At 64.4% G+C, this 25271-nt stretch carries 25 protein-coding genes; 11 read left to right on the top strand and 14 right to left on the bottom strand.

What is annotated here, in order from left to right:
- The first annotated feature begins 86 nt into the window (after positions 1-86).
- The gene (locus CH256_RS26950) at positions 87-575 is read left to right on the top strand and encodes a nucleoside deaminase (protein ID WP_094671473.1); all 489 of its coding nucleotides are present in this window, start codon (positions 87-89) and stop codon (positions 573-575) included.
- Between the two features lie 58 nt (positions 576-633).
- Positions 634-1968: an alpha/beta hydrolase gene (locus CH256_RS26945; protein WP_179272251.1), complete on the top strand. Its 1335-nt coding sequence runs from the start codon at positions 634-636 to the stop codon at positions 1966-1968.
- A gap of 11 nt (positions 1969-1979) precedes the next feature.
- Here the strand turns inward: CH256_RS26945 and CH256_RS26940 are convergent, their stop codons facing one another.
- The 7 genes from CH256_RS26940 to CH256_RS28290 all read right to left on the bottom strand — a co-directional run bounded on the left by CH256_RS26940 (position 1980) and on the right by CH256_RS28290 (position 7039).
- Positions 1980-2732: a ferredoxin reductase gene (locus CH256_RS26940; RefSeq protein ID WP_094639750.1), complete on the bottom strand. Its 753-nt coding sequence runs from the start codon at positions 2730-2732 to the stop codon at positions 1980-1982.
- A 1-nt stretch (position 2733) separates the two neighbouring features.
- The gene (locus tag CH256_RS26935) at positions 2734-3333 is read right to left on the bottom strand and encodes a sulfite oxidase-like oxidoreductase (RefSeq protein ID WP_094671469.1); all 600 of its coding nucleotides are present in this window, start codon (positions 3331-3333) and stop codon (positions 2734-2736) included.
- 63 nt (positions 3334-3396) lie between these two features.
- Positions 3397-4068: a DUF4232 domain-containing protein gene (locus CH256_RS28300; RefSeq protein WP_179272250.1), complete on the bottom strand. Its 672-nt coding sequence runs from the start codon at positions 4066-4068 to the stop codon at positions 3397-3399.
- A 26-nt stretch (positions 4069-4094) separates the two neighbouring features.
- Positions 4095-4532, bottom strand: coding sequence for a hypothetical protein (locus tag CH256_RS28295; RefSeq protein ID WP_179272249.1), 438 nt, complete (start codon positions 4530-4532; stop codon positions 4095-4097).
- Positions 4533-4679: 147 nt separating this feature from the next.
- Complete coding sequence (locus CH256_RS26925) at positions 4680-5240, bottom strand: TetR/AcrR family transcriptional regulator (protein ID WP_068046794.1); 561 nt, start codon at positions 5238-5240, stop codon at positions 4680-4682.
- Entirely contained in the window at positions 5237-6523 is a 1287-nt protein-coding gene (locus CH256_RS26920) for a competence/damage-inducible protein A (protein WP_094671465.1), read from the bottom strand. The genes CH256_RS26925 and CH256_RS26920 overlap by 4 nt, the downstream gene beginning before the upstream one ends.
- A gap of 360 nt (positions 6524-6883) precedes the next feature.
- Positions 6884-7039: a hypothetical protein gene (locus CH256_RS28290; protein WP_179272248.1), complete on the bottom strand. Its 156-nt coding sequence runs from the start codon at positions 7037-7039 to the stop codon at positions 6884-6886.
- Between the two features lie 130 nt (positions 7040-7169).
- On the opposite strand from CH256_RS28290, the gene CH256_RS26915 reads away from it, so the two are divergent.
- The 5 genes from CH256_RS26915 (at position 7170) to CH256_RS26895 (ending at position 12465) form a co-directional block, all read left to right on the top strand.
- Positions 7170-7817: a hypothetical protein gene (locus CH256_RS26915; protein WP_143536685.1), complete on the top strand. Its 648-nt coding sequence runs from the start codon at positions 7170-7172 to the stop codon at positions 7815-7817.
- A 133-nt stretch (positions 7818-7950) separates the two neighbouring features.
- Positions 7951-8610 carry a response regulator transcription factor gene (locus CH256_RS26910; RefSeq protein ID WP_094639756.1) on the top strand — a complete coding sequence of 220 codons (660 nt, stop codon included), beginning with the start codon at positions 7951-7953 and terminating at the stop codon, positions 8608-8610.
- 1 nt (position 8611) lies between these two features.
- Positions 8612-10012, top strand: coding sequence for a sensor histidine kinase (locus CH256_RS26905; RefSeq protein WP_256989564.1), 1401 nt, complete (start codon positions 8612-8614; stop codon positions 10010-10012).
- 124 nt (positions 10013-10136) lie between these two features.
- The gene (locus CH256_RS26900; RefSeq protein WP_094671489.1) at positions 10137-11501 is read left to right on the top strand and encodes an MFS transporter; all 1365 of its coding nucleotides are present in this window, start codon (positions 10137-10139) and stop codon (positions 11499-11501) included.
- Positions 11502-11526: 25 nt separating this feature from the next.
- Positions 11527-12465: a TAXI family TRAP transporter solute-binding subunit gene (locus CH256_RS26895; RefSeq protein WP_094671487.1), complete on the top strand. Its 939-nt coding sequence runs from the start codon at positions 11527-11529 to the stop codon at positions 12463-12465.
- A gap of 22 nt (positions 12466-12487) precedes the next feature.
- Here CH256_RS26895 and araA read toward each other — a convergent pair whose 3' ends face one another.
- The 3 genes from araA to araB are packed head-to-tail and all read right to left on the bottom strand — an operon-like array spanning position 12488 to position 16357.
- Positions 12488-13972 (bottom strand): L-arabinose isomerase, encoded by a 1485-nt coding sequence (gene araA, locus CH256_RS26890; RefSeq protein ID WP_094671461.1) that lies wholly within the window; start codon positions 13970-13972, stop codon positions 12488-12490.
- A gap of 37 nt (positions 13973-14009) precedes the next feature.
- Positions 14010-14687 carry an L-ribulose-5-phosphate 4-epimerase gene (locus CH256_RS26885; protein WP_094671459.1) on the bottom strand — a complete coding sequence of 226 codons (678 nt, stop codon included), beginning with the start codon at positions 14685-14687 and terminating at the stop codon, positions 14010-14012.
- Positions 14684-16357 carry a ribulokinase gene (araB, locus tag CH256_RS26880; RefSeq protein ID WP_094671457.1) on the bottom strand — a complete coding sequence of 558 codons (1674 nt, stop codon included), beginning with the start codon at positions 16355-16357 and terminating at the stop codon, positions 14684-14686. Before araB ends, CH256_RS26885 begins: the two co-directional genes overlap by 4 nt.
- 255 nt (positions 16358-16612) lie before the next feature.
- On the opposite strand from araB, the gene fdhA reads away from it, so the two are divergent.
- Both fdhA and CH256_RS26870 read left to right on the top strand, forming a co-directional pair.
- On the top strand, positions 16613-17830 hold the full coding sequence (gene fdhA, locus CH256_RS26875) for a formaldehyde dehydrogenase, glutathione-independent (RefSeq protein WP_094671455.1): 1218 nt from the start codon (positions 16613-16615) through the stop codon (positions 17828-17830).
- A 26-nt stretch (positions 17831-17856) separates the two neighbouring features.
- Positions 17857-18060, top strand: a complete 204-nt coding sequence (locus tag CH256_RS26870) for a zinc-ribbon domain-containing protein (RefSeq protein ID WP_068046830.1) — start codon at positions 17857-17859, stop codon at positions 18058-18060.
- Between the two features lie 60 nt (positions 18061-18120).
- Here the strand turns inward: CH256_RS26870 and CH256_RS26865 are convergent, their stop codons facing one another.
- Positions 18121-19278 carry a beta-ketoacyl synthase N-terminal-like domain-containing protein gene (locus tag CH256_RS26865; protein WP_094671453.1) on the bottom strand — a complete coding sequence of 386 codons (1158 nt, stop codon included), beginning with the start codon at positions 19276-19278 and terminating at the stop codon, positions 18121-18123.
- 191 nt (positions 19279-19469) lie between these two features.
- Here CH256_RS26865 and CH256_RS26860 point away from each other — a divergent pair, with 191 nt between their 5' ends.
- Together CH256_RS26860 and CH256_RS26855 are read left to right on the top strand one after the other, a co-directional pair.
- Positions 19470-21077 carry a sensor domain-containing protein gene (locus tag CH256_RS26860; RefSeq protein WP_179272247.1) on the top strand — a complete coding sequence of 536 codons (1608 nt, stop codon included), beginning with the start codon at positions 19470-19472 and terminating at the stop codon, positions 21075-21077.
- A gap of 113 nt (positions 21078-21190) precedes the next feature.
- The gene (locus CH256_RS26855; protein WP_068046945.1) at positions 21191-22123 is read left to right on the top strand and encodes an arabinofuranosidase; all 933 of its coding nucleotides are present in this window, start codon (positions 21191-21193) and stop codon (positions 22121-22123) included.
- A gap of 14 nt (positions 22124-22137) precedes the next feature.
- On the opposite strand, the gene CH256_RS26850 is transcribed toward CH256_RS26855, so the two are convergent.
- The 3 genes from CH256_RS26850 to CH256_RS26840 form a co-directional block, all read right to left on the bottom strand.
- The gene (locus CH256_RS26850; protein WP_094671449.1) at positions 22138-23163 is read right to left on the bottom strand and encodes a phosphotransferase family protein; all 1026 of its coding nucleotides are present in this window, start codon (positions 23161-23163) and stop codon (positions 22138-22140) included.
- Positions 23160-24371 (bottom strand): acyl-CoA dehydrogenase family protein, encoded by a 1212-nt coding sequence (locus CH256_RS26845; protein ID WP_094671447.1) that lies wholly within the window; start codon positions 24369-24371, stop codon positions 23160-23162. The genes CH256_RS26850 and CH256_RS26845 overlap by 4 nt, the downstream gene beginning before the upstream one ends.
- Positions 24372-24462: 91 nt before the next feature.
- Positions 24463-25080, bottom strand: coding sequence for a TetR/AcrR family transcriptional regulator (locus tag CH256_RS26840; protein ID WP_094671485.1), 618 nt, complete (start codon positions 25078-25080; stop codon positions 24463-24465).
- Positions 25081-25271: the final 191 nt, after the last annotated feature.

Below are 25271 nucleotides of genomic sequence, written 5' to 3'. Positions count from 1 at the left end.
GGTGTCCAATTACCGGTTCGGCAGGCGGTGATTTCGAGGCGGTACGGTCGAGACGTGAACACTTCGACCGTCGCTGCCGGTGCACTGTGAGCATCTCTTCGAGCGACCGTGCATTTCTGGCCCGTGCTGTGGATCTTGCTGCAGAGGCGGCGCGAACGGGCAACGATCCGTTCGGCTCTATTCTGGTGTCGGACAGTGGCCAGTTGCTGGCCGAGGACAGGAACCGGGTCGGCGACCGAGACGATCCCACCCAGCATCCCGAGATCGCACTGTCTCGGTGGGCTGCGACCAACCTGGACGCCGATCAGCGTCGATCCTCTACGGTCTACACCTCCGGTGAGCACTGTGTGATGTGCTCTGCGAGCCACGGCATAGTCGGACTCGGCCGCATCGTCTACGCCACGTCGACTGCTCAATTGCTCACGTGGCTCGAAGAATTCGGTGCTGCACCCCTCGCGATCACGCCGTCGCCCATCCAGCAGATCGTGCCCGGCATCGCGGTGGACGGACCGGTCGCCGAGTTCAGCGAGGCCGTTCGCGAACTGCACAGGCAACGCCACGCTTCTGCGCAGTAGTGGGGCAGTGATGGTGCAGGCGGACATCGAAGTGGGAGCAGGGCACCGTACGAGAGCGATGACGACTGCGCTCGCGGTGACCGGCATCGCCGGCGTCGTACTCGCGTGGCTCGAGTTCGTCCTCATCCGTCAGCAGCTCGCGGTGGGGTTGTGGGTCATCGCCGTGGCAGTCGTCGCGACATGTCTCGTCTCGTCCGATGCCGGAAAGCATGTAAGCGTGGGGACTTCGCTCGGGTCCGTCACCGTCGTGACTCAGGTGGCATGGCTGGTGACGGATATCCACGCACTGTGGGTCACGGCCTTGGCTGCGTCGATGGCGCTCGGCTTCTATCTGCTCGCGTCGGCACGGGCAGGCCGTTCGAAGGCCTCCGCTCGTGGGGTGGCCACCGCCGTCCCGGCGGGCTTCGCTGCAGCGATTGCATTGGTGATTTCCGTCGTGGTCGTCGGCACGGCGGCCAGTCCGGCACCACTGATTCGATCGCTGCATGCGTTGGGGCAGAGCAATTCCTTCGAGCCCGACGCGCGGACGGCCACGGCGGTGGTCGACGGTGCACGCCTCACCAACGACATCGAATACGGTTCGACGCTTCCGAATTCGTTTCTCGACATCTACATCGCCGACGACGATCCGTCGGTCAGCCGGCCCACATACATCGTGATTCACGGTGGTGGCTGGATTGTCGGAGACAAAACGGACGGTGCGCCCAGCGGCAATTCCGGTGGCGCGTCGTGGGCCGGCCCCATGCTCGACGCCGGCTACAACGTGGTGTCGGTGAACTACGCGTTCGCGCCGAGCTACCGATTTCCCACGCAGACAATCCAACTGGGCCAGGCCGTGCAGTTTCTGGAAACGAACGCGGACGGGTACGGACTCGACATGAGTCGCGTCGTCCTCGCCGGAACCAGTGCGGGTGGGCACATCGCGGGCAGCTACGCTGCCGTGCAGACCAATTCCGATCACGCGCGGGCGCTGGGTATCGAGCCCACCATCGACCGAAATGCGCTGAAGGCACTGGTATTCGAGAGTGCTGCCCTCGATGTCGCTAGAGCGGGCGCACCGCAATCACCGAGCCCGTCGAACGGATTCTTCTTCGATATCGCCGCCCGAAGCTACCTCGACACCACCGACCGAGCGTTGCTGGAGCAGGCGAACGTCATCGACAATGTCACGGCCGACTTTCCTCCGAGTTTCATCTCCGACGGCAACACCGGTACCTTCCCCGACCAGGCAGCCGAACTGAGCGCTGCGCTGGATCGAGTGGGCGTCGCCAACCGCCTGAACCTGTACAGCAAGAACGAGGCGAGACTGGACCATTCGTTCATGTCGGTGGATTCGGAATGGACCGACGACTACACCCGACTCAAGATCGAGTTCCTCGGCGATATCGTCTGAGCTGCTGCTCCTCAGCTCGGTCCGAAACGCTCCGTTCGGATGTTCGCTGCCGAGTGGCCCCGCTGCACCAGCATGTCGGCCACTGTGTCCACGAAACTCGTGGGGCCACAGATGTAGCAACGCGGCTCGAACTCCGCCGGCCATCCGTGTGCGTCGAGGTCCTCGACCGTGATGCGGCCGAGGGGCCGTGCGTTGCCGGCAGGAGCACGCCGCGTGTGGATCATGGTGACGTCCACACCGGCCGGTGGACGAGCCCATTCGTCCGCGAAGTAGACCTCCGTGGGTTCGCGCACGGAGTACAACACCCGGAACGGCACCCGACCGCCGTCCGCGGACGCCTGCGCACGAACCATCGCGCGGAGCGGGACGATGCCGGAACCGCCGCCCACCAACAGGATCGGCGGAGACGGCGTCTCGGAGGGCCGGGACGGCCGCCAGACGAACCATCGACCCACCGGCCCGCGGATTTCGATGCGATCGCCGACCTCGACGGCCTCGACCAGGTAAGGAGACACCTCACCGTCGGCGACGTTCTGCACAGTGATCTCGATGCGCGACGTGCCGTCGGGTGCCGACGCCAAGGAGTAGCTTCGCTGTGCGCTGTAGCCGTCCTCGGCGGTGAGCTTGACGTCCACATGCTGTCCGGCGAGATGGCCGGGCCATCCGTCGACGTCGAGAACGAGGGTGGACGCGGTGGGTGTCTCACGCCGCACGGTCGCCGCCGTGGCAACGAGCCAAGGTTTTGCCCCGGCTGCCGATGTCACGTCAGTCGCCCTGGTATCGCTGCTCGCGCCACGGATCTCCGTAGTCGTGGTATCCACCGCGTTCCCAGAAGCCTTGCTCGTTCTCCGCGGTGAGCTCGATGCTCGAGATCCACTTCGCCGATTTCCAGAAGTACAGATGTGGAACGAGAAGCCGTGCGGGACCACCGTGTTCGCGAGTCAGGGGAGCGCCGTCGAACTCGGTGACCAGCCAGGCCTTCCCATCCCTGAGATCTTCGAGGGGAAGATTGGTCGTGTAGCCGTCGAAGCCGTGCACCACGACGTAGCCGGCATCGGTATCGAGACCGTCCAGTAGAACGTCCAGGCTCACGCCCTTCCAGGTGGTGTCGAGCTTGGACCACTTGGTGACGCAGTGGATGTCGACGGTCGGAGTCTCGTGCGGGAGAGCCGCGAATTCGTCCCAGGTCCAGCTGCGAGTCTCGCCGCGTTCGGTGGTGACCGAGAACGACCATTGGTCGGTCGCGACCACGGGCGCAGGCCCGATCGCGAGGACGGGAAAATCCTTGGTCAGATACTGACCGGGGGGAGTACGCCCGTCGTCGCCGCGTCGGCGGCCCACGAAGCCCTTCGAGATCAATGCCATGGTGACGAATTGTCCTCCCGCGGTCGGGAGTCTGACAAGTCGGACGAGGCGATGATGTCGATGTCAGTAGACAGGCCCGCTGAAGGCACCGATGTAGCTGGCGGGACGCGTCGCACCGTCTTGACGCTGTACACCGACCGATGCGGGGAAGGGAAGTGTCATCACTGTCGTGTCACCGGGCGCGGTGGTGAGAAATGCAGACGGGATCCACGCTCTCTCGTCGTTCTTGTTCACCGTGCCGAGAGTCAGTTCGGCAACTGCGGCCGCCCCGGGTTCGAGGGTGATGGTGGTCGACGGCGTGATCTCACTACGCGCCAGGTCGTAGTCCGGTCCCAACCCGTCGACGTCGGGTCCTTGCAGCGTTGCTCCGGGAAATCCTGTGACATTGCACGGTACGGATCCGGAGTTGGTGTAGCGCAACGGAACCGTTGTCTGGACATCGCTCGGCGTGATGTCTCCGAGGGCGGGGGTGATGTCTGCAGCGGTGCACGCCGGGACGGCGGCCCCGCCTGCACCGTCGCCGCCGCCGGTTGCGGTCCCATCCGATTGCGCTCCGTCGGAGTCAGCGCCACCCGCCGGGTCCGTACCGGAGACTTCTCCTGGAACAGGCTGTGGCGCAGCCGATGTCGACGCGGAAGTTGCGGTGTCGGCTGGTGCCGTTTCCGCCGTGGTACATCCAGTCAGTGCGATCAGACCGACTATTCCGAACGCCGAAAACGTTCCGATTCTGTTCACTGTTGTCTCCTGCTCGTCCGCACTGCTCAGGGAATCTGGACTGTGCCCGTGGCTCGGTCGGTGGTGTGGGGCCCGTTGGTGGTCAGCGTGTATTCGACGGCACCGTGTCCGGAGAAGGTTCTCAGCCCGTAGTTCACCAGTCCGCTGGTGACCGGGATGTCGTCCGAACCCGTTCTGTCGGTGGCCAGTTCCTTCCAGCTGAGTGTGGCGGTGAGGTTGCACGGGCCGATGCCGAGGTACTGAACGTCCGGTCCGACGACCACGTATGAGTTCGATTCCGCGCCGGGTCGAATCGATACGTCGATCTTGGCTGCGCAGAACCCCGACTGAGGCAGGCTGTAGGTCTCGAGTGTCAACGGTGAGGAAACTGTATCGGCCGATGCGGTACCGACGGCAACCGAGGTTACCGCTGCAGCTGTCAGCGCGAGAATGGTCGAAACGCGTCGAACGGTCTTGTGCACCATATGTACTCCTGGATGAGTTGTACCCCGGTCGATCGAGGTGTGTTGGGCGTACCGAGTACGCAAACCCTTACTTCGTCTAACGATAACATCAAAACTGAATCATGCAAGGTTTAGTGAACGTAAGTCGAGTTCACATGAGCGGAGGCGCTAAAGATCCAGTTCGAGCAAGACGGCAGTGAACCGCAGCATGAGACCCGCGACGTCGATGCTGGGATCGGAGATCCACTGCAGTTGCAGGCCTTCGGCGAGTGCGGCGACGGCTTCCACGGCGGCGATGTCGGCATCGGGAGCGAGTCGAGCGATCACGCCCACCACAGCGGCGCGATGCTCGGCCATGAAGGTGTGCGCGGGATGGGCGGGATCGGCTGCTGCAGCGGACATGTCGACAAAGAGCTTCGTCAGCCCCGGAGTCATGGTCGTCTCGGCCAGATAGGCGTTCTGCCCCTCTGCTGTGCTGAGATCGTGCAGCGCCGCGGCGTCCTCGTCGCGGCGGCGGAGTATCGCGACGAACAATTCGTCCTTCGAGCCGAAATGGTGGAGCACGCCTGCTTCGGTTACTCCGGCCGCTTCGGCGATGTCGCGTAGGCGTGGACCGAGTCTGTCGCTGGTTGCATAAGCGTTCAGGGCGGCTTCGAGGATCGCCGATCTGCGCGCGGCTCCCTTGGGCGATCGTCGGCGAGGAGTGACCCTGTCGGAGCCTTCGGTCATCGGTCGGGCTTCAATGCGTCGGCGAGCATATGCATTGCCGCGGTGGTCGACAGTGCACGGACACTTGCCCGGTCTCCGGGGAGATGAAGGGTGTGGGTGACGGTAGGTCGGCCCGTGACGGCGATAGCGAAGCAGACGGTCCCGACCGGTTTGGCCTCGGTGCCACCACCCGGGCCCGCGACGCCACTGGTCGATACCGCGATGTCGACGTTCAGTCGATTCAGTGCGCCTTCGGCCATCAGCGCCGCCACCGGCTCGCTGACCGCTCCGTGTTGGTCGATGACATCGGCGGGGACGTCGAGCAGGCCCGTTTTCGCCTCGTTGGCGTAGGACACCACCGCGCCGATGACGTACGCCGACGATCCTGCGCGGTCGGTCAGGCGTGCGGCGATCATCCCTCCGGTGCACGATTCTGCCGTGGCGATGCGATGCCCGGACAGACTGTGCGCGACGATGTCGTCGACGGTGGACCCGTCGGTCGAAAAGACCCGTGCACCATGGATTTTCCCGACGAGACGTTCGAGTTGCATGTAAGCCGGTCTCGCCGACTCGGCGTAACGGGTCACCATTTCGAGCTCGCCGAGACTCAGGCAGGTGGTGATCTCGAGATCGTCGAATCCCGTGATCTCGCGCTGTGCTGTTCGCAGCGTTTCGGCGAGGTCGGCCTCGGACAGTCGGTAGCCGCGAATGGTGTCCTGGCGCATCTGCGTGCGGCGGGCGAGGACCTCGGCGACGGGTGCGCTGTCGAGGGCTTCCGGCCACATCGCCTGCAGCTCGCGAGGTGGGCCGGGCAGAATGAGGACGGCGGGCAGTGATCTGGAGTCGTCGGCCGGTATCGCGACCCCGGGTGCGGTTCCGGTCGGTGAAATGGACTGCGCACCTTGGGGAACCATCGCCTGCTTTCGGATACCGGCCCGTAGCGGCTCGGAGTCGGCTGCGGAACTCATTCTGCTTCGCCACCGTTGCACGATTGCGTGGATGCGATCTTCGAGCTCGGCGTCCAGCGTCAATTCGCGGCCGTACAGTGCGGCGACGGTCGGAACGGTGAGGTCGTCGGCGGTCGGACCCAAACCACCGGTCGTGACGATCAGGTCGACACGTTGATCGGCCAGAAACCGCACCTGCGCAGTCAGATCGTCCGGCCGATCACCGCAGACGGTGATGTGGGCTACGTCGACGCCCATCTCCAGAAGTCGTCGAGCCACCCACGGGCCGTTCCGGTCGGTGACCCGACCGGCCAGAACCTCGGTTCCCGTGACCACCACACCTGCTCGCACAGTCATCCTTAGACCTTACTGACCGGGGTGTGCCGGTGACTTCTGCGGTGGCAAACCTCTGCTGAGCGCTGTGGATGTGGGGCGAACACGTCTCGAACATCATCCCCGCTGCGCCGAACATCGACCGCGGCGTTCATCAGTGCCGCCGCAAACGCGCGCGCTTTCGCCGGATGCTCGCGGAATAGTGGACGAACTCGCGCGCGTCTGACGAACGCGTGTGCGTTTGCGCGAACTCGTTGTCCACCAATCGAACTCGGGCAAGCAGGCCGGCGCATTTCCGAGGAATCAGCATCGAAACGTGGTCAGGCCACAATGAAGCCGACGTATTCGACGGCCGGGTGCGCGATCACGCCGTCGAACCGCGGTTCAGTTCTGCGCGTTTCCGTTCTCGGGAGGGTGTGGCACGTTTTCCCCGTCCACGTGCGCGCCTTCGACGGCGTCCGTCTCGGGGGTGTGCTCTCGGGGGCCGTCGTTGCTGCCCTGCGAGGGGACTGCATCGCTTGCGTCGGTCGGCATCGTCATGAAGTCTCCACAAGGTCGGGGCGACAGGTCGCCGATGGATGTACATCATGGGTGTGCCCCGCTGGGCACGGAACTACACCCCGAGATGCCAGAATGACGACACACCCCATCCCGAGACGGCAAGGACTGTATGAAATCGACAGGCGCACGGGGCTCGGTATGGTCGACGGCTGCGGTGATCGTCGGGATTGTTGCTGTCGGCACGGTTGTGGCCGGCCTGCTGCACGAACCGCAGCCTGAACCGATCGCGATTCCAGGTTGCGCGGAGGTCATTCAGCCAGAGGACTCGGTGCGAGTGAACTACGCATTCGCCATCGAGGGCGACGCCGACGTTTCCGAGGTGCCGTGGAGATTCGAGGCCAAAGCACAATCGATGACCGATGCCCTGATCGCAGCCCTTCCCACCGGAACAACCGTCGAACCCGATCCGTTCGCACTGGCCTTCGGCTTCGACGCGGTCGCAGTGAGGCAGTCGTTCGACGGCTACGCCACAGCGCTCGGAACCGTCACCGTCGGCGATCGGACCGGCACGTTGGCAGTCACCGTGGGTCTTTCCGACCAGCCGGCCGGTCCGTGCTTTGCAGGCGTCGTCGACGAGCGCTCGACGCGAGCAGACGGAACAGTGCTCGACATTCAGGACGGCACGGACACGACTCGCGTCGTTGCAGTGGCCACCGACGGCACCCGAATCGATGTGAACGCCAACGGCGTACTGACGCTCGAGCAAGTCATCGATATTGCACTGGCACCCGGCCTTCGCGCGAGCATCCCTGCCTGACGGGTTTCAGTGCTCACGCGGGCTGCACCTGAGCGTTCACTACCGTCGCCCATCGGCGGCATTCCGCGCATGACACCCGATCGTGAACACTCATGCCCGCGTTCACCCCCGATGGTGGCCTATCTTGAGTTCGATGCGAATAGCTGTGGTGGAAGACGACGACGGACTCGGCGACGCGTTGGTGGACGCGTTGACCGAGGTGGGGCACACGCCTGTCCGTATGCGCCGCGGCGCCGACGCCCTGCTCGGCTATCACGACATGGACGTCGTGCTGCTCGATCTCGGACTGCCCGACATGGATGGCCTGGAAGTTCTCCGAAAGCTCAGGACGCTGAGTTCGGTTCCGGTGGTGGTGCTGACGGCGCGGGACGACGAGCGCTCGGTGGTACGTGCTCTGCGCGGTGGCGCAGACGACTACGTCGTCAAGCCGGCGCGATTGGGTGAACTACACGCCCGACTCGAGGTGGCCGCACATCGTCGGAGTTCGGCGTCGGGACCCGCGGCGGACAGGCTGACGCTCGGGGACGTCGTCGTCGATCTCTCCGGGCGTGCCGTGGAAGTCGGTGGACGCGCTGTTGCACTGACCACCAAGGAGTTCGACCTGTTGGCGCATCTCGTGACGCGTCGCGGCGAAGCGGTGAGCCGGGAACAGTTGATGGACGCCATCTGGGGCGATGCGTACGTAGCGATCTCGCGGACGCTCGATGTCCACATGACGGCATTGCGTTCCAAGCTCGATCGCCCGGGTGCCATCGTCACCATCCGCGGCTTCGGCTACCGCTGGGACACCTGACGTGCGACGGCGTGTCCTGTTGGTGTTGATGATCTACTCCACCGTCGTCGTGCTTGCGCTGTCGGTTCCTCTCGCGCTCCTGGTCGGTCGCGAACGGGCCCAACGATTCGGCGAGAACAGGGCCGCGGCAGCATCGTTCTTTGCCGAACTCAGCTCACGAGAAGACGAACCCGGCGTGGCCCGTATCCGAGAATCGGTGCAGCGCTACAACAGTTTGTACGACGAGGGCGTTGCGGTCGTCGACCGCACCGGAGAGGCACGCGCGGTGTCCGGCCTCGACCTGCAGCGCGATGACGTCCGGCAGGCAGCGGCAGGCGCGTTGCGCAATCAGCGCGGTGACCTACCGTCGAGTCTGACGCCGTGGTCGGATTCCTCGGTGTTGATTGCTGCACCGGTCGGTGGGGGCACCCAAGTGGACGGAGCAGTGGTTCTCGAGGCGTCCACCGATTCCGCACGCAGGGACGTCGCGATCACCTGGGTGGTCATCGCCCTCGGTGCCATGCTGATTCTCGCGACGGTCGCCGTGATCGCTGTTGCGTTGTCGCGCTGGGTCGTTCGACCGCTCACCGCACTGTCCTCGCGTGTCCACACGTTCGGCGACAAGTTCCACGATCAGGCGTCGATCGAAGGATCGCAACGCCTCGAGCCGGTACCCTACGTCGGGCCACCGGAGGTGCGTGAGCTCTCCAGTGCCTTCGAGGCCATGGCCGACGACGTCGAGGCCGCCACCGCTGCGCAACGCCGATTGGTGGCCGATACCGCCCATGCTCTCCGGAACCCACTGGCAGCGTTGCGAATTCGTATGGACGTTCTGGGAATGCGCGTTCCGGATTCGGCAACCGATGCGCACCTGAGGACCACGCTCGAAGTCGATCGTCTGAGCTCCGTCGTGGAAGACCTGCTCGTTCTCGCAGCTGCCGAAACCCCGACGACCACTCGATTCCCAGGGTGTGACCTCGGTGCGGTTGTCGCAGATCGAGTCGGATTCTGGTCGACCTCGATAGCCGTGGCCGACATGACCGTGCACGTCTCGGAGCCGAAAGCCGACACGCAGTGTCGCGTTGCGATGTCCGAGGACGACCTGACTCGAATTCTCGACGCTCTGCTGAGCAATGCAACCAAGTACGCCGGCGCCGGTGCCGGCATCGAGGTCGGCTACCGAACCGGTGACGCGGACGTCACGATGTGGTTGTCCGACAACGGACCCGGTGTGCCCGCAGACGAGCTCGCCAAGGTCGTCGACCGGTTCTATCGAGCGTCGGGTGCGCACGGAGACGGTACCGGTCTCGGTCTGTCGATCGTCCACGCCCTGACCGAGCGAGCCGGTGGATCACTTCGAGTCATGGCGGGTCGACCAGTGGGGCTTCGGATCGAGCTGCGGCTTCCGAGGGCCGTTTCCTAAGGGAGTGTTAGGAAATCCGAAACGGCTTGGTTCCAGGCTGTGCTTGCCGTCACAGTAGGGAGGCTTCGGTTGCCGATCGTTTCCCGGCAGCCCACTTGCCCGCTGAATGTGGAAGGACCAAACCATGGCCAACGAGGCCACTTCGATCACCGGTTCGACGCTCCCGAGTCCACCCGTCTCCTCGCGCGCTGCCACCCGCCGTGCCGTCTTCAACACGTTGCGGGGTTCGTCCGGCAACCTGGTCGAGTGGTACGACGTGTACGTCTACACCGTCTTCGCGACGTATTTCGAGAATCAGTTCTTCGACTCCGCCGACAAGAATTCCACCATCTATGTGTACGGGATCTTTGCGGTCACGTTCTTGATGCGGCCGGTCGGGTCGTGGTTCTTCGGCCGCTACGCGGACCGCAACGGGCGCAGGGCTGCGCTGACGTTCAGCGTCTCGATGATGGCGGCGTGCTCGCTGGTCATCGCGCTCACTCCGGGACGGGAGAGCATCGGCGTATGGGCCGCCGTGATCCTGATCCTGTGCCGTCTCGTTCAGGGCTTCGCCACCGGCGGTGAGTACGGTGCGTCGGCGACGTACATGTCCGAGGCCGCCACCCGTGAGCGTCGGGGATTCTTCTCGTCGTTCCAATACGTCACCCTCGTCGGTGGGCATGTACTCGCACAGGTGACTCTGCTGCTGATGCAGGTGTTCCTCGAGCGCGAACAGATCGAGGACTTCGGTTGGCGCATAGCCTTCTTCATCGGCGGAGTCGCGGCAGTGGTGGTCTTCTGGCTGCGCCGCAGCATGGACGAATCCTTGACCGAGGATCAACTCGACGCCGTTCGCAGCGGTGCGGACAAAGCCTCCGGTTCCGTGAAGGAGCTGGTCGCCAACCACTGGCGGGCGTTGCTGATCTGCTTCATGGTGACGGCCGGTGGCACCATTGCGTTCTACACCTACAGCGTCAACGCACCCTCGATGGTCAAGACCGCGTACGAGGACCGGGGGATGACCGGTACCTGGATCAACCTCGCCGGCCTGGTCTTCCTCATGCTGCTGCAGCCCATCGGCGGACTGATCAGCGACAAGGTGGGCCGCAAGCCACTGCTCGTCTTCTTCGGTATCGGAGGCGTGCTGTACACCTACGTGCTCATCACGTACCTGCCGACGGCGACGTCGGTGGTGCAGTCGCTCGCACTGGTGTGCGTCGGTTACGTCATCCTCACCGGCTACACCTCGATCAATGCGATCGTCAAAGCGGAGCTGTTCCCCTCGCACGTCCGCGCACTCGGCGTGGGCTTGGGGTACGCACTCGCCAACTCGGCCTTCGGCGGCACAGCACCGCTGATCTACCAAGCCGCGAAGAACGGCGGGCACGTGGGTTGGTTCATCCTCTACGTGACCGTCGTGATCGCCATCTCGCTGCTGGTGTACATCTTCGTACTGCGCAACAAGTCCGAGACCGTGCTCGACCGAGAGCAGGGTCGAGCGTTCCTGTGACCTGCGACGCCTTACAGTGACTGACATGGCCGTGCCCGCAGCGTCGTTCTCGCGTAGAACGGCGCTGCAGGCCGGTCTGTTGGCCCTGAGCACTGCCGTCGTGGGTGCATGCGCGTCGGACCCGCCGACGCAATTGCGGCTCGCAGCAGGCGAGGTCGGCGGATTCTTCTGGGAGTTCGCCGGATTGCTGTCCGACGCTGCCGCGAAAACCGATGTAGCGCAGATCGTTCCGCTCACGTCGTCCGGCTCCGTCGACAATCTCGAGGCGTTGGGTTCACGGCAGGCCGAGCTGGCCCTGACGCTCATGGACGCCGCCTACGGTCATCCGAGCGGAGAGATGGCGGCGGTCGGGTGCGTCTACGAGAACTACTTCCAAGTGGCTGTGCGAGCGGACTCGGATATCGAGTCCATGGACGGTCTGCGAGGGCGAAAGGTGAGCATCGGTGCCCCGGGATCCGGTGCCACCGAAGTGTCGCAGCGAGTCCTCCGCGCAGCGGGTGTGGCGGAGGGCGGTGCTGTCGATCAGGTTCAGCTGTCGATGAGCTCGGCGGCAGATGCACTGACGGGCAACGAAATCGACGCCGTGATGTGGGCGGGCGGGTTGCCGACTCCGGCATTTGCCCAGCCCCGAGCCGCGATTCGTCTACTGGATCTGGGAACCGTCGTCACTGATCTCCGACGCGAATTCGGTACCGCGTACGAGGCGGTGCCGGTGCCGCCGAACGTGTACGGCGAGCATCCGGAGGTCACCACCGTCGGTATTCCGAATCTTCTGCTGGCACATCCGGACGTGCCGGACCGCGTGGTCGCTGCACTGGTGAGTGTGCTTCTCGATCAGTCGTCCGCGCTGGTGCCCGGTCAGGCGATCGGTAGTCAATTTCTCGACGCGCGGTCATTGGTGATGACCGGAAGCATTCCCCTCCACCCCGGAGCCGAACAGGAATACCGAAGACGTCACGGATGAGCCGGCGGTCGGAGCAACGACCTCACAGCTTCGCCGCGAGTCGGTGGTATGCCGCGTTCCATCGCAGTGTCTGTTGGAATCCTCGTGTGGTGGTTTCGGAGTCGATGGTGAGCAGCTCGACGCCGATCATGTCCGAGAATGCCTCCAGCACGGGCAAGCCGATCGCGGTACTGAGAACCGTGTGGTGGGGTGCCCCTGCGGTCAGCCACGACTCGGCCGATACCGACAGTGAGGGCTGCGGTTCCCACACAGCGCAGGCCACCGGCAGATTCGGCAGCGCCTCGTCGGGCTCGACGACGTCGATCACGTTGGCCGTCAATCGGAATCGTTCACCGACATCCGAGAGTCCGACGACAACGCCGTGGCCGGGATCGGCGGTGAAGCGCAGGCGCACCGGGTCTTCGCGGCCGCCGATGGAGAGCGGGTGGATCTCGAGCGTAGGCCGCGAGGTCGTGATCGACGGGCACACTTCGAGCATGTGCGCGCCCAGGATCTTCTCGGCCCCCGGGACGAGGTTGTAGGTGTAGTCCTCCATGAACGACGTTCCACCGTCGAGTCCCTCGGCCATCACCTTCATGGTGCGCAACAACATCGAGGTCTTCCAGTCGCCCTCACCGCCGAACCCGTACCCGTCGGCCATCAGGCGCTGCACCGCGAGTCCTGGCAACTGGCGAAGCCCACCGAGATCCTCGAAGTTCGTGGTGAAGGCCGTGAATCCACCGTCGGTGAGGAACTTCCGTAGCCCGGCCTCGACCCGGGCGCCGTAGCGGAGCGATTCGTGGCGGTCACCGCCCTTGTCGAGACTCGGTGCGATGTCGTACGACGACCGGTATTCGTCGATCAGGTCGGACACGGCCGAATCGCTCACGCCGTCCACGACCTCGACCAGATCGTTGACGCCGTACGTGTTGACGGAGACTCCGAATCGCAGTTGGGCTTCGACCTTGTCGCCCTCCGTCACTGCGACGTCGCGCATGTTGTCGCCGAAACGTGCCAGGCACAGTGACCTCAACTCCGCGCGGCCGAGAGCTGCTCGCACCCACTGTTCCGCACGCTCGATCACCGCGGGGTTGTCGACGTGGCCTGCCACGATCGTGCGCAGAACACCCACCCGAGATTCGACGTGTCCGAACTCGCGGTCCCCGTGGGCGGCCTGGTTGAGATTCATGAACTCCATGTCGATGGTCGACCACGGCAACGACATTCCGGCCTGTGTGTGCAGGTGCAGCAGCGGGACGTCCAACGCGTCGAGGCCGGCAATCCACATCTTGGCGGGGGAGAAGGTGTGCATCCAGGTCACGACGCCCACACATTCGTCGGCGGCGTTCGCCTCGCGCATACGGCGCAGGATCGACGACGCGTCGAGCAGCACCGGCTTCCAGATCACCGAGACGGGCAGTGCCGCATCGAGTTTGTCTGCGATCTCGCGAGACTGAACTGCTACCTGCTCGAGGGTCTCGGGGCCGTAGAGGCTTTGGCTGCCGGTGAGAAACCATATTTCGGACATGGGGGTACCTCCGGGTAGAGAAGATCGGGCGCGCCGGTCAGCGCTGGCCGTAGACGTTCTGATAGCGGTCGTAGAGTGCGTCGACCTTCGAGCTGGGAATGGGAAGAGGTTGTCCCAGTTGATATGCCAGGTGTACCGATCGGGCGACGTCCTCGCACATGACCGCGGCTTTCACCGCAGATCGGGCGGATGGGCCGACCGCGAAGACACCGTGGTTCTGCATGAGGATCGCCGGAGATCGACTGTCGGCGAGGGTATCGACGATGCCGCGTCCGATCGAGTCGTCGCCTATGACGGCGAAGGGGCCGACGGGAATGTCTCCGCCGAACTCGTCCGCGCACATGGTGGTGACCACAGGGATGGGTTCTCCTCGGGCCGCCCACGCCACCGCGTACGGCGAATGTGTGTGCACCACACCGCCGATGTGGTCGAGATGCCGGTAGACATAGGCCTGCGCCTCGGTGTCCGAGGAGGGTGCATGGTCACCCTCGACCACCCTGCCGTGCAGATCGCACACCACCATGTTGTCGGGCGTGAGGTCGTCGTAGGAGACTCCGCTGGGCTTGATGACCATGAGGTCCCGGCCGGGGACCCTCGCCGAGACGTTGCCTGCCGTCCAGACCACCAGTCCGTAGCGCACCAACTCGGCGTGCAACGTACACACGTCACGGCGCACTTCCTCGATGACCTCGCGCACATCGTCGACGACCGTCATGACGCGTCCACCTTTCGAGTCAGTGCGTCACGTCGAAGCGCCCGCAGTCGGCGCATGGTCGGCACGTCTCGGCCGAATCGATCGTGTAACTCCAAATAGATCTCGAACAGGGAATCGTAGGCCGCCGAGCGTGATTCGTCGGGCACGAATGCGCCGCGACGTACCTTGCCCATCGATTTCGCCGCGACGGGTACATCGGGGTAGCACCCGGCCGCAACCGCAGCATGGATGGCCGATCCCAGTGCCGGTCCCTGTGCAGAAGCGATGACCGACAACGGCATTCGCAGCACATCGGCGTATATCTGCATCAGGAGCGGGTTGCGTGCCAACCCTCCCGCCACCACGAACTCCTCGACCGGAACGCCGCTGTCGCGGAACGTCTCCACGATGACGCGAGTTCCGAACGCCGTTGCTTCGAGCAGCGCGCGGTAGGTGTCCTCGGGTCGCGTCGCCAGCGTGGTTCCGATGACCAGCCCGGAGAGTTCGTGATCGACCAGGACCGATCGGTTTCCGCTGTGCCAGTCGAGCGCGACGAGCCCGTGCTCACCCACGTCCTGCGTCTGCGCGAGGCGAGTCAGGTGTTCGTGTACCGACTCACCTGCCGCTTCCGCCGCCTCGCTGTACGACGCGGGAACCGAGGTCCGGGTGAACCATCCGAAGATGTCGCCGACGCCGCTCTGTCCGGCCTCGTAGCCGAAGGATCCGGCGACGATTCCACCGTCCACCACCCCGCACATACCGGGAACTTCCTTCAGGACGGTCGAACTCATCACGTGGCAGGTCGAGGTTCCCATGATGGCGACCATCCGGCCCGGTTCCACCGCTCCGGCCGCGGGGGCGGTCACGTGCGCGTCTACGTTGCCGACCGCGACGGCGATGCCCTCGGGCAGCCCGGTCCATCGCGCGGCTTCGGCGGTCAACGTACCTGCGCGAGAGCCCAACTCGCCCAACGGCTGATCGAGTTTGTCGGCGACGAAGGAACCGAAGCCCGGTGCCAATTCGCTGAGAAAGTCCGCGGACGGGTAGTGCCCGTCCTGATGGATGCCCTTGTATCCCGCAGTGCACGCATTGCGCACGTAGTGTCCGCAGAGCTGCCAGACGATCCAATCGGCCGCTTCGACCCATCGGTCCATCGCGTCGTAGATCTCGGCGTCTTCCTCGTGGATCTGCAGCGCCTTGGCGAACTCCCATTCCGAGGAGATCAGTCCGCCGTAGCGGGGGAGCCAACTCTCGCCGCGCTGTTCTGCCAGCTCGTTGATGCGGTCCGCCTGCCCCTGTGCTGCATGGTGTTTCCACAATTTCACGTACGAGTGCGGCCGATCGGCGAAGCGCGGGTCCTCACACAGCGGCGTGCCGTCGGCGTAGGTGGGCACCATGGTGCACGCGGTGAAGTCGGTACCGATGCCGACGACCTGGTCGGGTTCGATGCCCGCGGCCGCCAGAGCGGCAGGCACCGCGCGGCGCAGGACGTCGCGATAGTCGTCGGGCACCTGCAGTGCCCACGCGTCGGGCAACCGAACCGTGCCTCCGGGCAGCGTCTCCTCGAGCACCGCGTGTCGGTAATCGTGGACTGCCGAGGCAATTTCGGCACCGTCGGACACGCGAACGACGACGGCGCGTCCGGACAGGGTGCCGAAATCGACACCTACCGTGTACTGGTCAACCGGCATGCAGAACTCCTTCGCGGTGCCACTCGCTGTGACGTGTGCAACACAGTGTGAGCGCTAACATCGGTCGAGTCAAGTGCGTGGGATGCATCGGTTCATCGAGTGCGAGGCGAGAGTGTTCACTCGCGCCGATTCGAGTTTCTCGTCAACGCACCTATTCGCAACTGTGCATACTGGTGTGAGGCAGGCCACAGATGCGATCGGGTCGATGATCTCGGCTCGATGAGCACACAACTCACTCGACGAAGAGGAGAACTCATGGCAGACAACCGCGCAGTGACGTACGCAGGACCGGGCAAAGTGGAGGTCCAGGACATTGCTTTTCCGGGCCTGGAGTTGACCGACGGCCCTGGAGTGAACCCGGCGAACATCGGCCGCAAGTGCGAGCACGGAGTGATCCTCAAGGTTGTCTCGACCAACATCTGCGGCAGTGATCAGCACATGGTTCGCGGGCGAACCACTGCACCCGAGGGGCTGGTGCTCGGTCACGAGATCACCGGTGAGATCGTCGAGGTCGGTAGAGACGTCGAGTTTCTGAAGGTCGGTGACATCTGCTCCGTACCGTTCAACATCGCCTGCGGCCGGTGTCGAAACTGCAAGGAGCGCAAGACCGGAATCTGTCTGAACGTCAACCCCGATCGACCGGGCTCGGCATTCGGCTACGTGGACATGGGCGGTTGGGTCGGCGGCCAAGCCGAATACGTCATGGCACCGTACGCAGATTTCAATCTGCTCAAGTTTCCCGATCGTGACCAGGCTCTGGAGAAGATTCTGGACCTGACCATGCTGTCGGACATCTTTCCCACCGGGTTCCACGGGGCGGTGACCGCAGGGGTGAAACCCGGTGCGACGGTGTACATCGCGGGTGCGGGCCCGGTCGGCCTCGCCGCCGCTGTCGGCGCACAACTACTGGGAGCATCGGTGGTGATCGTCGGCGACATGAACGCCGACAGGCTCGCCCAAGCGCGAACGTTCGGTTGCGAGACCGTGGACGTGGGCAAGGGAGCTCCGCAGGACCAGATCGAGCAGATCCTCGGAGTCCCCGAGGTCGACGCGGCCGTCGATGCGGTGGGATTCGAAGCCCGTGGCCACGGCGGCGATTCGTCTCGTGAAGCGCCTGCGACGGTTCTCAACTCGTTGATGGACATCACCACGGCCGGCGGCGGAATCGGCATCCCCGGGCTGTACGTCACCGGAGACCCCGGTGGCGTGGACGAGGCGGCCCAGCGCGGCGCGTTGTCGTTGAGTCTCGGCACCGGTTGGGCGAAATCGCTGTCGTTCGCCACCGGTCAGTGCCCGGTGATGAGCTACCACCTTGAATTGATGAATGCGATTCTGAAGGAACGTGTCTCGATCGCCAAGGCAGTGAATGCCACCGTCATCTCGCTCGACGACGCACCACGCGGCTACCGCGAATTCGACAGCGGAGTCGCACAGAAGTTCGTCATCGATCCACACGGCATGATCGCGAGCTGACGCCGTCCGAACCCTAGGCTGGTGTCATGTTTCTTCTCTTCGGTTTCGGCAGCAAGCGCAAACACATCGGCCCAGGGGCAACCCGAAACTGTCCGCGGTGCCACAACACCACCCAGTGGGCGCGGATGAAGCAGTATCAGCAATTCACGCTGTTCTTCGTTCCGGTCGCACGCTGGAAGCGCGTCGAATTCGAGGAATGCGGAATCTGCGGTAACGCAGCTCAGGTCTGAAGTCCGCACGCCGAGCCGGCAGCCCGCGACCACGCGGGCTGCCGGACCGACGAGTGCAGCTCACGCCGGAGCCAACACCACCACCGAGTTGTGACCGCCCATTCCCAATGACGATTTCACGGTCAATCCTGCCTCGGCGGTGGTGAATCCGTCGAGCAGCAGGGGATGAGCATCAGAGACCTGCGGGGCCGCCGGAACGAGTCCGCGCTCGAATCCCATGACTGCCGATACGGTTTCGATTGCCGAGGCCGCCCCCTGGCAGTGGCCCGTGAGCGGCTTCACCGAGTACACCTGTGCGTGGGATCGAAGCACCGTCTCCAACATCGCAGTTTCGGCCGCATCGCACTGTGCGGTGCCGGGACCATGAGCGTTGAGATACCGCACCTGCCGGGCAGTGACGTCGGCGTCGACCAACGCCTGCTCGAAGCAGGCCCGCACCTGAGTGAGCGCAGGGTCGATCGAGGTGGCATGAAACGCGTCGTGTGTCATCGAACCGCCCAGCACCCGCGCGTACGAGGCCGAGCTGCGCGTCGACAGTACGAATGCCGTTGCAGCCTCACCCATTCCGAACCCGCGGCTGCCTTCCTGGAAGGGGCGGCAGCCTTCCTGTGGCTCCACGTCCACGACACCGACGCCGAGCGCGACGAAGTGGTCGATGTTCTCCGGAGTCAAGGACAGGTCGGTGGCCACGAACACCACGTCGTCGACGAACCCGGTATCGAGCCACATCTTGGCGGTCAGCAGACCTGCATTGCCCGACGCACACATCGCCGAGACATTCATGGCCGGACCGTGAAAGCCGTATTCCTGCATCAACAGGGACACCGGGGTGGACGGCATCAGCGTGAGATAGTCACGAACACGGCGTTGGCCGCCGTCGTGCAGATAGAAATTACGCCACTCGTCCACTTCACCCAGGACGACGGCGTGGATGAGACCCACTCGCCGACCGGGTTGCCAGCCCCGCGCCATCGCGTCGTCGATGGCCTCCCGCGCTGCCCCGCGAAGTGCCCGCCCGAATCGGCTGGCGCCATCGCTCTGGTCCCCGCCGTCGGGGACTTTCGCCAGCCACACCGGGTTTTGCCCCGGTCGGGTGTGGTCGTGGTGCAGCGTGGCTGCCGCCTTGCCCGTGGACAGGCCGTCCCAGAGGGCGGCTGCGCCCCAGCCGTAGCCGGACAGTGCGCCGATACCGGTGATGTCGATGCCGAGAGAGTTCACGTCGAAATCCGTTTCTTTTCGAGTTACGCGAACCGGATTCGGCTCGCTCCTCGATTTAGCCCCGCAAACAGGCGTCAGGTCCAGCCGAGAAACCGGACATAAGGTCGAAAACGGACATGAGTCGCCAACGGTACGTTCGTAAGTGGTTCAATCGGGTGTTGACCGTCCGTCTACGATCGCGAGGACCGAGCATGGCTCCAGGGGAGCGTGATGGCGTCGGCGACCCTCGATCGAGTCCCGCGTCGCCCGGACTCGCCGATCGCTACCGGGTTCTCGTCGAGCACTCGCCGGACGCCATCGGTGTCCATCGACGAGGCATCCTCGTCTACCTCAACCCCGCCGGAATGCGATATCTGCGTGCCGAGGCAGCAGCGGACGTCATCGGGCATCCGATCACGAAGTTCATCGCCGCCGAATCGGTGGGCCCCATGCTCGCGCGGATCGCCGCCCTCGACACACACGGCACCGCCAGCGCCGCGTCGGAAGCGACGGTGCTGGCCCTCGACGGGACGACACTGGCGATGGAAGCGGTATCGGTGCGCACGGTGTGGAACGGTGAGCCGGCGTTTCAGGTCATTCTTCGCGATCTCACCGAACACAAGGCTGCGCAGAAGGCGCTGAAGAAGCAGGCCGCTCTGGTCGAGCACGTCAGCGATGCCATCATCGGTGTGTCCGCCGACGGTCTGGTGTCGAGCTGGAATCCCGCTGCGGAGTCGGTCTACGGTCGACCGGCAGCGGACGTGCTCGGACGTGACGTTTCGGCGGCCGTCGGGGTGCCCTGCGATCCGGCCGCGATTCTCGCTGTCGGCGGCCGACTGACCGATTCGCATCGACATGCCGACGGGACGGCGCTTGCGGTGATCGTGTCGGCTGCTCAGATGCCCGACGGCTATGTGTTGGTCTGCGCCGACCAGAGCGCAGTACGCAGAGTCGAGGATCATTTCACCGCGGTTGTGGAATCGCTGGAGGCCGGTGTCGTCGTTCTCGATCACACCGGCCGTATCGAATCGGCAAACCTGGCTGCGAAGACCATTCTCGACATCCAGGTCGGGTTGGCGACCGCAGGACAGGCATCCGTTCTTCCGTTTCGGGTGTACGGCACCGACGAAGAGCCGATTCACCCGTTCGAGCATCCGGTCGCCGTCACCAGGAAAACCGGTGAGCCCTGCCAGGCGGTGATCGGGGTCGAACGTCGCCGAGACGGTCGGAACTTCTGGTTGTCCTTGACGGCGACGATGCTCACCCCGGTCGATCCGAACCCCTCCGTGGTGGCGACGTTCGTCGACATCACCGACACCTACCGGATGAGCATGAAGCTCAAGCATGCGGCGACGCACGACGACCTGACCGGCCTGCCGAACAGGCCCTTGATTCTGGCTCGCCTGGACGAGCAACTGGCGATGCCCGATCGCGAGGACTCCATGGCCGTACTGTTCATCGACCTCGACAACTTCAAGACCATCAACGATCTACACGGTCATACTGTCGGCGACGCCGTTCTGGGGGTGGTGGCAGACCGACTGACACGCGCTCTCCCGGCCGATGCCTTCGTGGGTCGCATCGGGGGTGACGAGTTCGTGGCGGTCGTTTCGCGGTGCATCGGCACCGAGGCCGACGACGTTCGCGCCGAACTGGCCACTCCCATCACCGCCGCGGGGCGGGTGTTGACGGTGACGGCGAGCATCGGTGTCGTCACCGTCGACCGCGACGACACTCGAAGTGCACTGGACATACTCGACGATGCCGATCACGAGATGTACCAGGCCAAGCCCACGACTCAGTACATTTCGCATTCATAACAACATCGGTAACGATCTGTTGGAGCTGTTACCAAAGTGACGCATGATGCGTACGGGTCGGACATACTTCCTCGGTGACATCCACCGCACGCAGGTTCTTGTTCGTCGTCCCGATGGTGATCCTGACTGTCGCCGGACTGCTGTTCTCCGCCGCAGGAACAGGTGCCGCTGCACCCTCCTCGTGGCGATACACGATGGTGGCGTTCAGCAACGACAGCGATCGAGACATGGATGTCTACCAGTCCAGCGACGGCACCGATTTCACAGCACTGCAGACATCGGCGTACCGACCTCCGTCCGGAGTGGTGCGCGACGCGAGCATCTTCCGGCACACCGACGGGATGTACTACGTGACGTACACGACCGGCGGCGGTGCGAACATCGGCTTCGCGCGCAGCAGTGACCGCGTGAACTGGACGTTCCTGCAGAACTTCCCGATCCCGTTCTGCTGCGCTTTCCTACCGGGCACCGGGGCCGGTACCGGATCTGCCAGCCCTTCCGGATTCAGCGGATCGGCCGGCTTCTCGGACGGACCGTCGTTGTCTCCGTTCACCACGAAGGCATGGGCACCCGAGTGGTTCGTCGAGGGGGACCGCGTCAGCATCATCGTCTCGCTGTCGACCGGCGGCGGGTTCGTGCCGTATCTGATGACGGCCATGGATCCAGGCCTGAGGATGTGGAGCTTCCCGGTTCCGTTCGTGGGCATCGGAGCGGACCACATCGACACCACGGTGGTCAAGGTAGGGCCGACCTACCACGCGTTCACCAAGAACGAGACCCACAAGGTCATCGAGCACTGGACGGCACCGTCGTTGATCGGGCCGTACACCGTCGTTCCCACCCGCGATTTCGGACCACTGAAAGAAGGCCCGGCAGTCATCGAGTTGCCCGACGGCACCTGGCGTTTGTACTACGACGACTACACCAACCGAAAGTACTTCTACTCCGACAGTACGGACGGGCTGAACACCTGGTCCGAACCCCAGGAGCTTCCGGGCGTGTCCGGCACCGTCCGCCACATCGGTGTGATGAGAGAACCTGCCTGACAGCGGTTTTCGCGTCAGTCGGTGGTTCCTGTGAGTGCTCGCAGCCCGGCCGCGATGAACTCCCCGGTGGCCTCGGCGGCCTTGCCTGCACCGGCCCCGGTGTCGGAGCCCGACAGCGCACGGTAGGTGATTCCCTCGCCGATCACTCCGAGTTTGAAATTGGCGAGGGCGAGGTAGAAGCCCCAATCATGAAGCTCCCGACCGGATTCCACTGCGTAGTGTTGCGCGAGGTCTGCCGCGGAGGGGTACCGATCGCTCGTCCAGGCAGCGTCCGCGCCGAGGACCGCATCGAAGACCGGTTGGCGGTAGATGCACATCAGAGCCACGTCGGTCAGCGGATCGCCGAGCGTGGACATCTCCCAGTCCACCACCGCGGCAACGGAACCGACGTCATGGGCGTCGAGAATGGTGTTGTCGACGCGATAATCACCGTGCACGAAGGACGACGCAGATCCCGCCGGTATTGCTGCTTCCAGCGCGCGATGCAATCGTTCGACATCGGGTAGATCACGAGTCTTGACTCGTCCCCACTGCCGAGCCCACGTCGCGACCTGTCGCGAGACGAACCCGTCGGGACGGCCGAAGCTGCCGAGGCCCACGGCGTCGGGGTCGACGGCATGCAGCCTGGCGAGCACTCGGACCAACTCGGCGGCGTTCTCGGTGACCTGAGCGTCCGTCAGATCGCGAAGATCCTCGCGGCTACGAACGACTCGGCCGGGTACGAAGTCGACAACGGTCATGGGTGCACCGAGCACCGAACCCTCCCGATCGAACGCAATGGTCCCAGCGACCGGAACGTCTGTGGATGCAAGGGCTTCCGTGACGGCCCACTCGCGGGCCATATCGTGCGCCGAGGGGGTGAGCCCACTGGTGGGAGGGCGGCGAACAACCCATGTCGAGGAGTCGTCGAATGCCTTGTAGGTGAGATTGGAGCGACCCCCGCTGATCATCTCGACCGACAGTTCACCGTCGACCTCGATGCCGTTCCCTCGCAGGAACTGCTCGAGCGCATCACGATTCATGCCCGGAAGTTCGCTCACGACTGTGCCTCCCGTGCTGCGCGCTTGGCTGCACCGATCGTCCGCTTGGCGATGGCCCAGCGGTGTACCTCGGACGGGCCGTCGTACACACGGAACGGACGCACCTCGCGGGAGAGCCTCGCCAGCGGAAGATCGTCCGAAACGCCGAGGCCCCCGCACATCTGAATGCTGCGGTCGACGATGCGGAAGATCGCCTCGGCGGCGAACGTCTTGGCAATGGAGGTCTCGTTGCTCGCGTGCCCACCCCGATCCAGCTCGAAGCAGGCCTTGATCAGCAGTGCGCGGGTGGCCGCGATGTCGATCTCGTTGTCCGCGACCATCTTCTGCACCATGCCGAGATCGCCGAGCTTGCCGCCGAACCCTTCGCGCTGAGCGACCTGCGCCACGGCGATGTCGTGGGCCCGCCTGGAAGCTCCGAGCCACCGCATCACGTGAGTCATGCGGGCGGGCCCCAAACGCACCTGGGCGTAGGCGAATCCCTCGTCGACGGCCCCGAGAACGTTGTCGTCGGGCACGAACACGTTCTCGAAGAACACCTCGCAGTGCCCGCCGATCATGGCTTTGTCCAGGGTGCCGATGTGACGGCCGACCGTGATCCCCGCGGTGTCCGCAGGGGCCAGGAACATCGTCGCGCCGCCGCGATCTCCTGGCTTACCGGAGGTACGGGCCATGATGATGAAGAAACCTGCACCATCGGCACCGGTGATGAACCACTTGTGTCCGTTGATCTTCCAGCCACCGTCGACCCGCTCGGCCGCAGTGGTCAGGGCCGAGGGATCGGACCCGGCACCCGGGGCAGGTTCGGTCATGGCGAACGCCGAGCGCATGTCACCGCGCGCCAGGGGAGCGAGAAACTGCTCCTTCTGCGTCGTCGATGCGATGTGGGCGAGCATGTGCACGTTGCCCTCGTCGGGTGCGCCGAGGTTGAGAGCGATCGGTCCGAACAGTGAGTAACCGGCTTCCTCGAACACCGGAGCGCGGTCGCTCATGGACAGACCGTGGCCGCCGTATTCGACGGGGGCATGTGGGGCGAACACGCCGGCATCCTTGGCGGCTGCCTGCATTTCGACGCGAAGTCGGTCGCCGCCGGCATCGGCGACGTTCCCCAGAAATCGGTCCTCGATGGGAAGCACGTGTTCGCGAGTGAACGTGCGCGTCCTCTCGATCAACTTCTCGATGTCGGGGTCGAATGTCAGATCGATGGCCACGATGCGCTCCCATTCCGGTGCCGACCGAACACTCGCTCGGTCACTGGAAGGTTGGCACAATCACTCGATCGGGTCAAGGATTCCGGGGCAGTTACTCCCGCCCGCCGGTCGCGGCTCCGACCGTACGACGGGCAATGTCGAGATACACCGCCACCAGCTCGCTCGGAGACAGCGGTCCGTCGGGTCGATACCACGTTGCGACACCGACGCACATCGTCGTGACGGCTCGGCTGGCATCCGCCGGGTGCGGAGTGTCGAAGACGCCGGACTCGACACCGTCGACGACGATGGCGTCGAGCAGTCGTTGTTCCTCGTCCCGCTTCGCGATGTACGCGGCGCGATTCGCGGATTCGAGGCTGCGGATCTCCGTCGAACACACGAAGGCGGCGTCGCGTCGGTGAATGTGGAACAGCAGCAGGGACTCCACGACCGCGTCGAACCGATCGCTCGGCAACGGACCTGCTCCGTTCTCGGCCGATCGAGTCCGATCCAGCAGTTCGTCCATCGACGCGTCCATGATGCCGACCAGCAGCGCCTGCTTCGATGGAAAGTGGTGGTACAGGCCGGGAACGGACAGGCCGGCACCTGCAGCGATCTGCCGCACCGATGTGCCGTGGTACCCCTGCTCGACGAACGTGTTCAACGCCGACGCCAATGCTGGGGAGAGGTTCGATCCCTCGTACGTGCGCCAGATGTGGGTCGCGGTCATGCGCTTACCGTAGAGGTCGACCGGGTTGTCACCGGCCGCTACGCACCGGGTTGACACCGAAGTTGTGATCCGTAACACTGTGAACACCATCGCCGAGCGAGTGTTCGGTCGGTCCTCCTGGGCCGAGATTCCGGTCAACCGAAAGGGCCGTCCATGACCCTCGACAGAGCGATCGGGCCTGCGACCGTCCT

This window comes from Rhodococcus sp. 05-2254-6 (assembly GCF_002258565.1).
Classification (GTDB): domain Bacteria; phylum Actinomycetota; class Actinomycetes; order Mycobacteriales; family Mycobacteriaceae; genus Rhodococcoides.
Note: the sequence above shows the minus strand (reverse complement) of the source record. Positions and strands in the feature narration are given on the sequence as shown.

Excerpts from the sequence above, each read along its gene's own strand:
- CH256_RS26945 (WP_179272251.1), top strand. The coding sequence starts at position 634 with ATGACGACTGCGCTCGCGGTGACCGGCATCGCCGGCGTCGTACTCGCG.
- CH256_RS26935 (WP_094671469.1), bottom strand. The coding sequence starts at position 3,333 with ATGGCATTGATCTCGAAGGGCTTCGTGGGCCGCCGACGCGGCGACGAC.
- CH256_RS28295 (WP_179272249.1), bottom strand. The coding sequence starts at position 4,532 with ATGGTGCACAAGACCGTTCGACGCGTTTCGACCATTCTCGCGCTGACA.
- CH256_RS26925 (WP_068046794.1), bottom strand. The coding sequence starts at position 5,240 with ATGACCGAAGGCTCCGACAGGGTCACTCCTCGCCGACGATCGCCCAAG.
- CH256_RS26920 (WP_094671465.1), bottom strand. The coding sequence starts at position 6,523 with ATGACTGTGCGAGCAGGTGTGGTGGTCACGGGAACCGAGGTTCTGGCC.
- CH256_RS28290 (WP_179272248.1), bottom strand. The coding sequence starts at position 7,039 with ATGACGATGCCGACCGACGCAAGCGATGCAGTCCCCTCGCAGGGCAGC.
- CH256_RS26915 (WP_143536685.1), top strand. The coding sequence starts at position 7,170 with ATGAAATCGACAGGCGCACGGGGCTCGGTATGGTCGACGGCTGCGGTG.
- CH256_RS26910 (WP_094639756.1), top strand. The coding sequence starts at position 7,951 with ATGCGAATAGCTGTGGTGGAAGACGACGACGGACTCGGCGACGCGTTG.
- CH256_RS26900 (WP_094671489.1), top strand. The coding sequence starts at position 10,137 with ATGGCCAACGAGGCCACTTCGATCACCGGTTCGACGCTCCCGAGTCCA.
- CH256_RS26895 (WP_094671487.1), top strand. The coding sequence starts at position 11,527 with ATGGCCGTGCCCGCAGCGTCGTTCTCGCGTAGAACGGCGCTGCAGGCC.
- araA (WP_094671461.1), bottom strand. The coding sequence starts at position 13,972 with ATGTCCGAAATATGGTTTCTCACCGGCAGCCAAAGCCTCTACGGCCCC.
- CH256_RS26885 (WP_094671459.1), bottom strand. The coding sequence starts at position 14,687 with ATGACGGTCGTCGACGATGTGCGCGAGGTCATCGAGGAAGTGCGCCGT.
- araB (WP_094671457.1), bottom strand. The coding sequence starts at position 16,357 with ATGCCGGTTGACCAGTACACGGTAGGTGTCGATTTCGGCACCCTGTCC.
- fdhA (WP_094671455.1), top strand. The coding sequence starts at position 16,613 with ATGGCAGACAACCGCGCAGTGACGTACGCAGGACCGGGCAAAGTGGAG.
- CH256_RS26870 (WP_068046830.1), top strand. The coding sequence starts at position 17,857 with ATGTTTCTTCTCTTCGGTTTCGGCAGCAAGCGCAAACACATCGGCCCA.
- CH256_RS26860 (WP_179272247.1), top strand. The coding sequence starts at position 19,470 with ATGGCTCCAGGGGAGCGTGATGGCGTCGGCGACCCTCGATCGAGTCCC.
- CH256_RS26855 (WP_068046945.1), top strand. The coding sequence starts at position 21,191 with ATGGTGATCCTGACTGTCGCCGGACTGCTGTTCTCCGCCGCAGGAACA.
- CH256_RS26840 (WP_094671485.1), bottom strand. The coding sequence starts at position 25,080 with ATGACCGCGACCCACATCTGGCGCACGTACGAGGGATCGAACCTCTCC.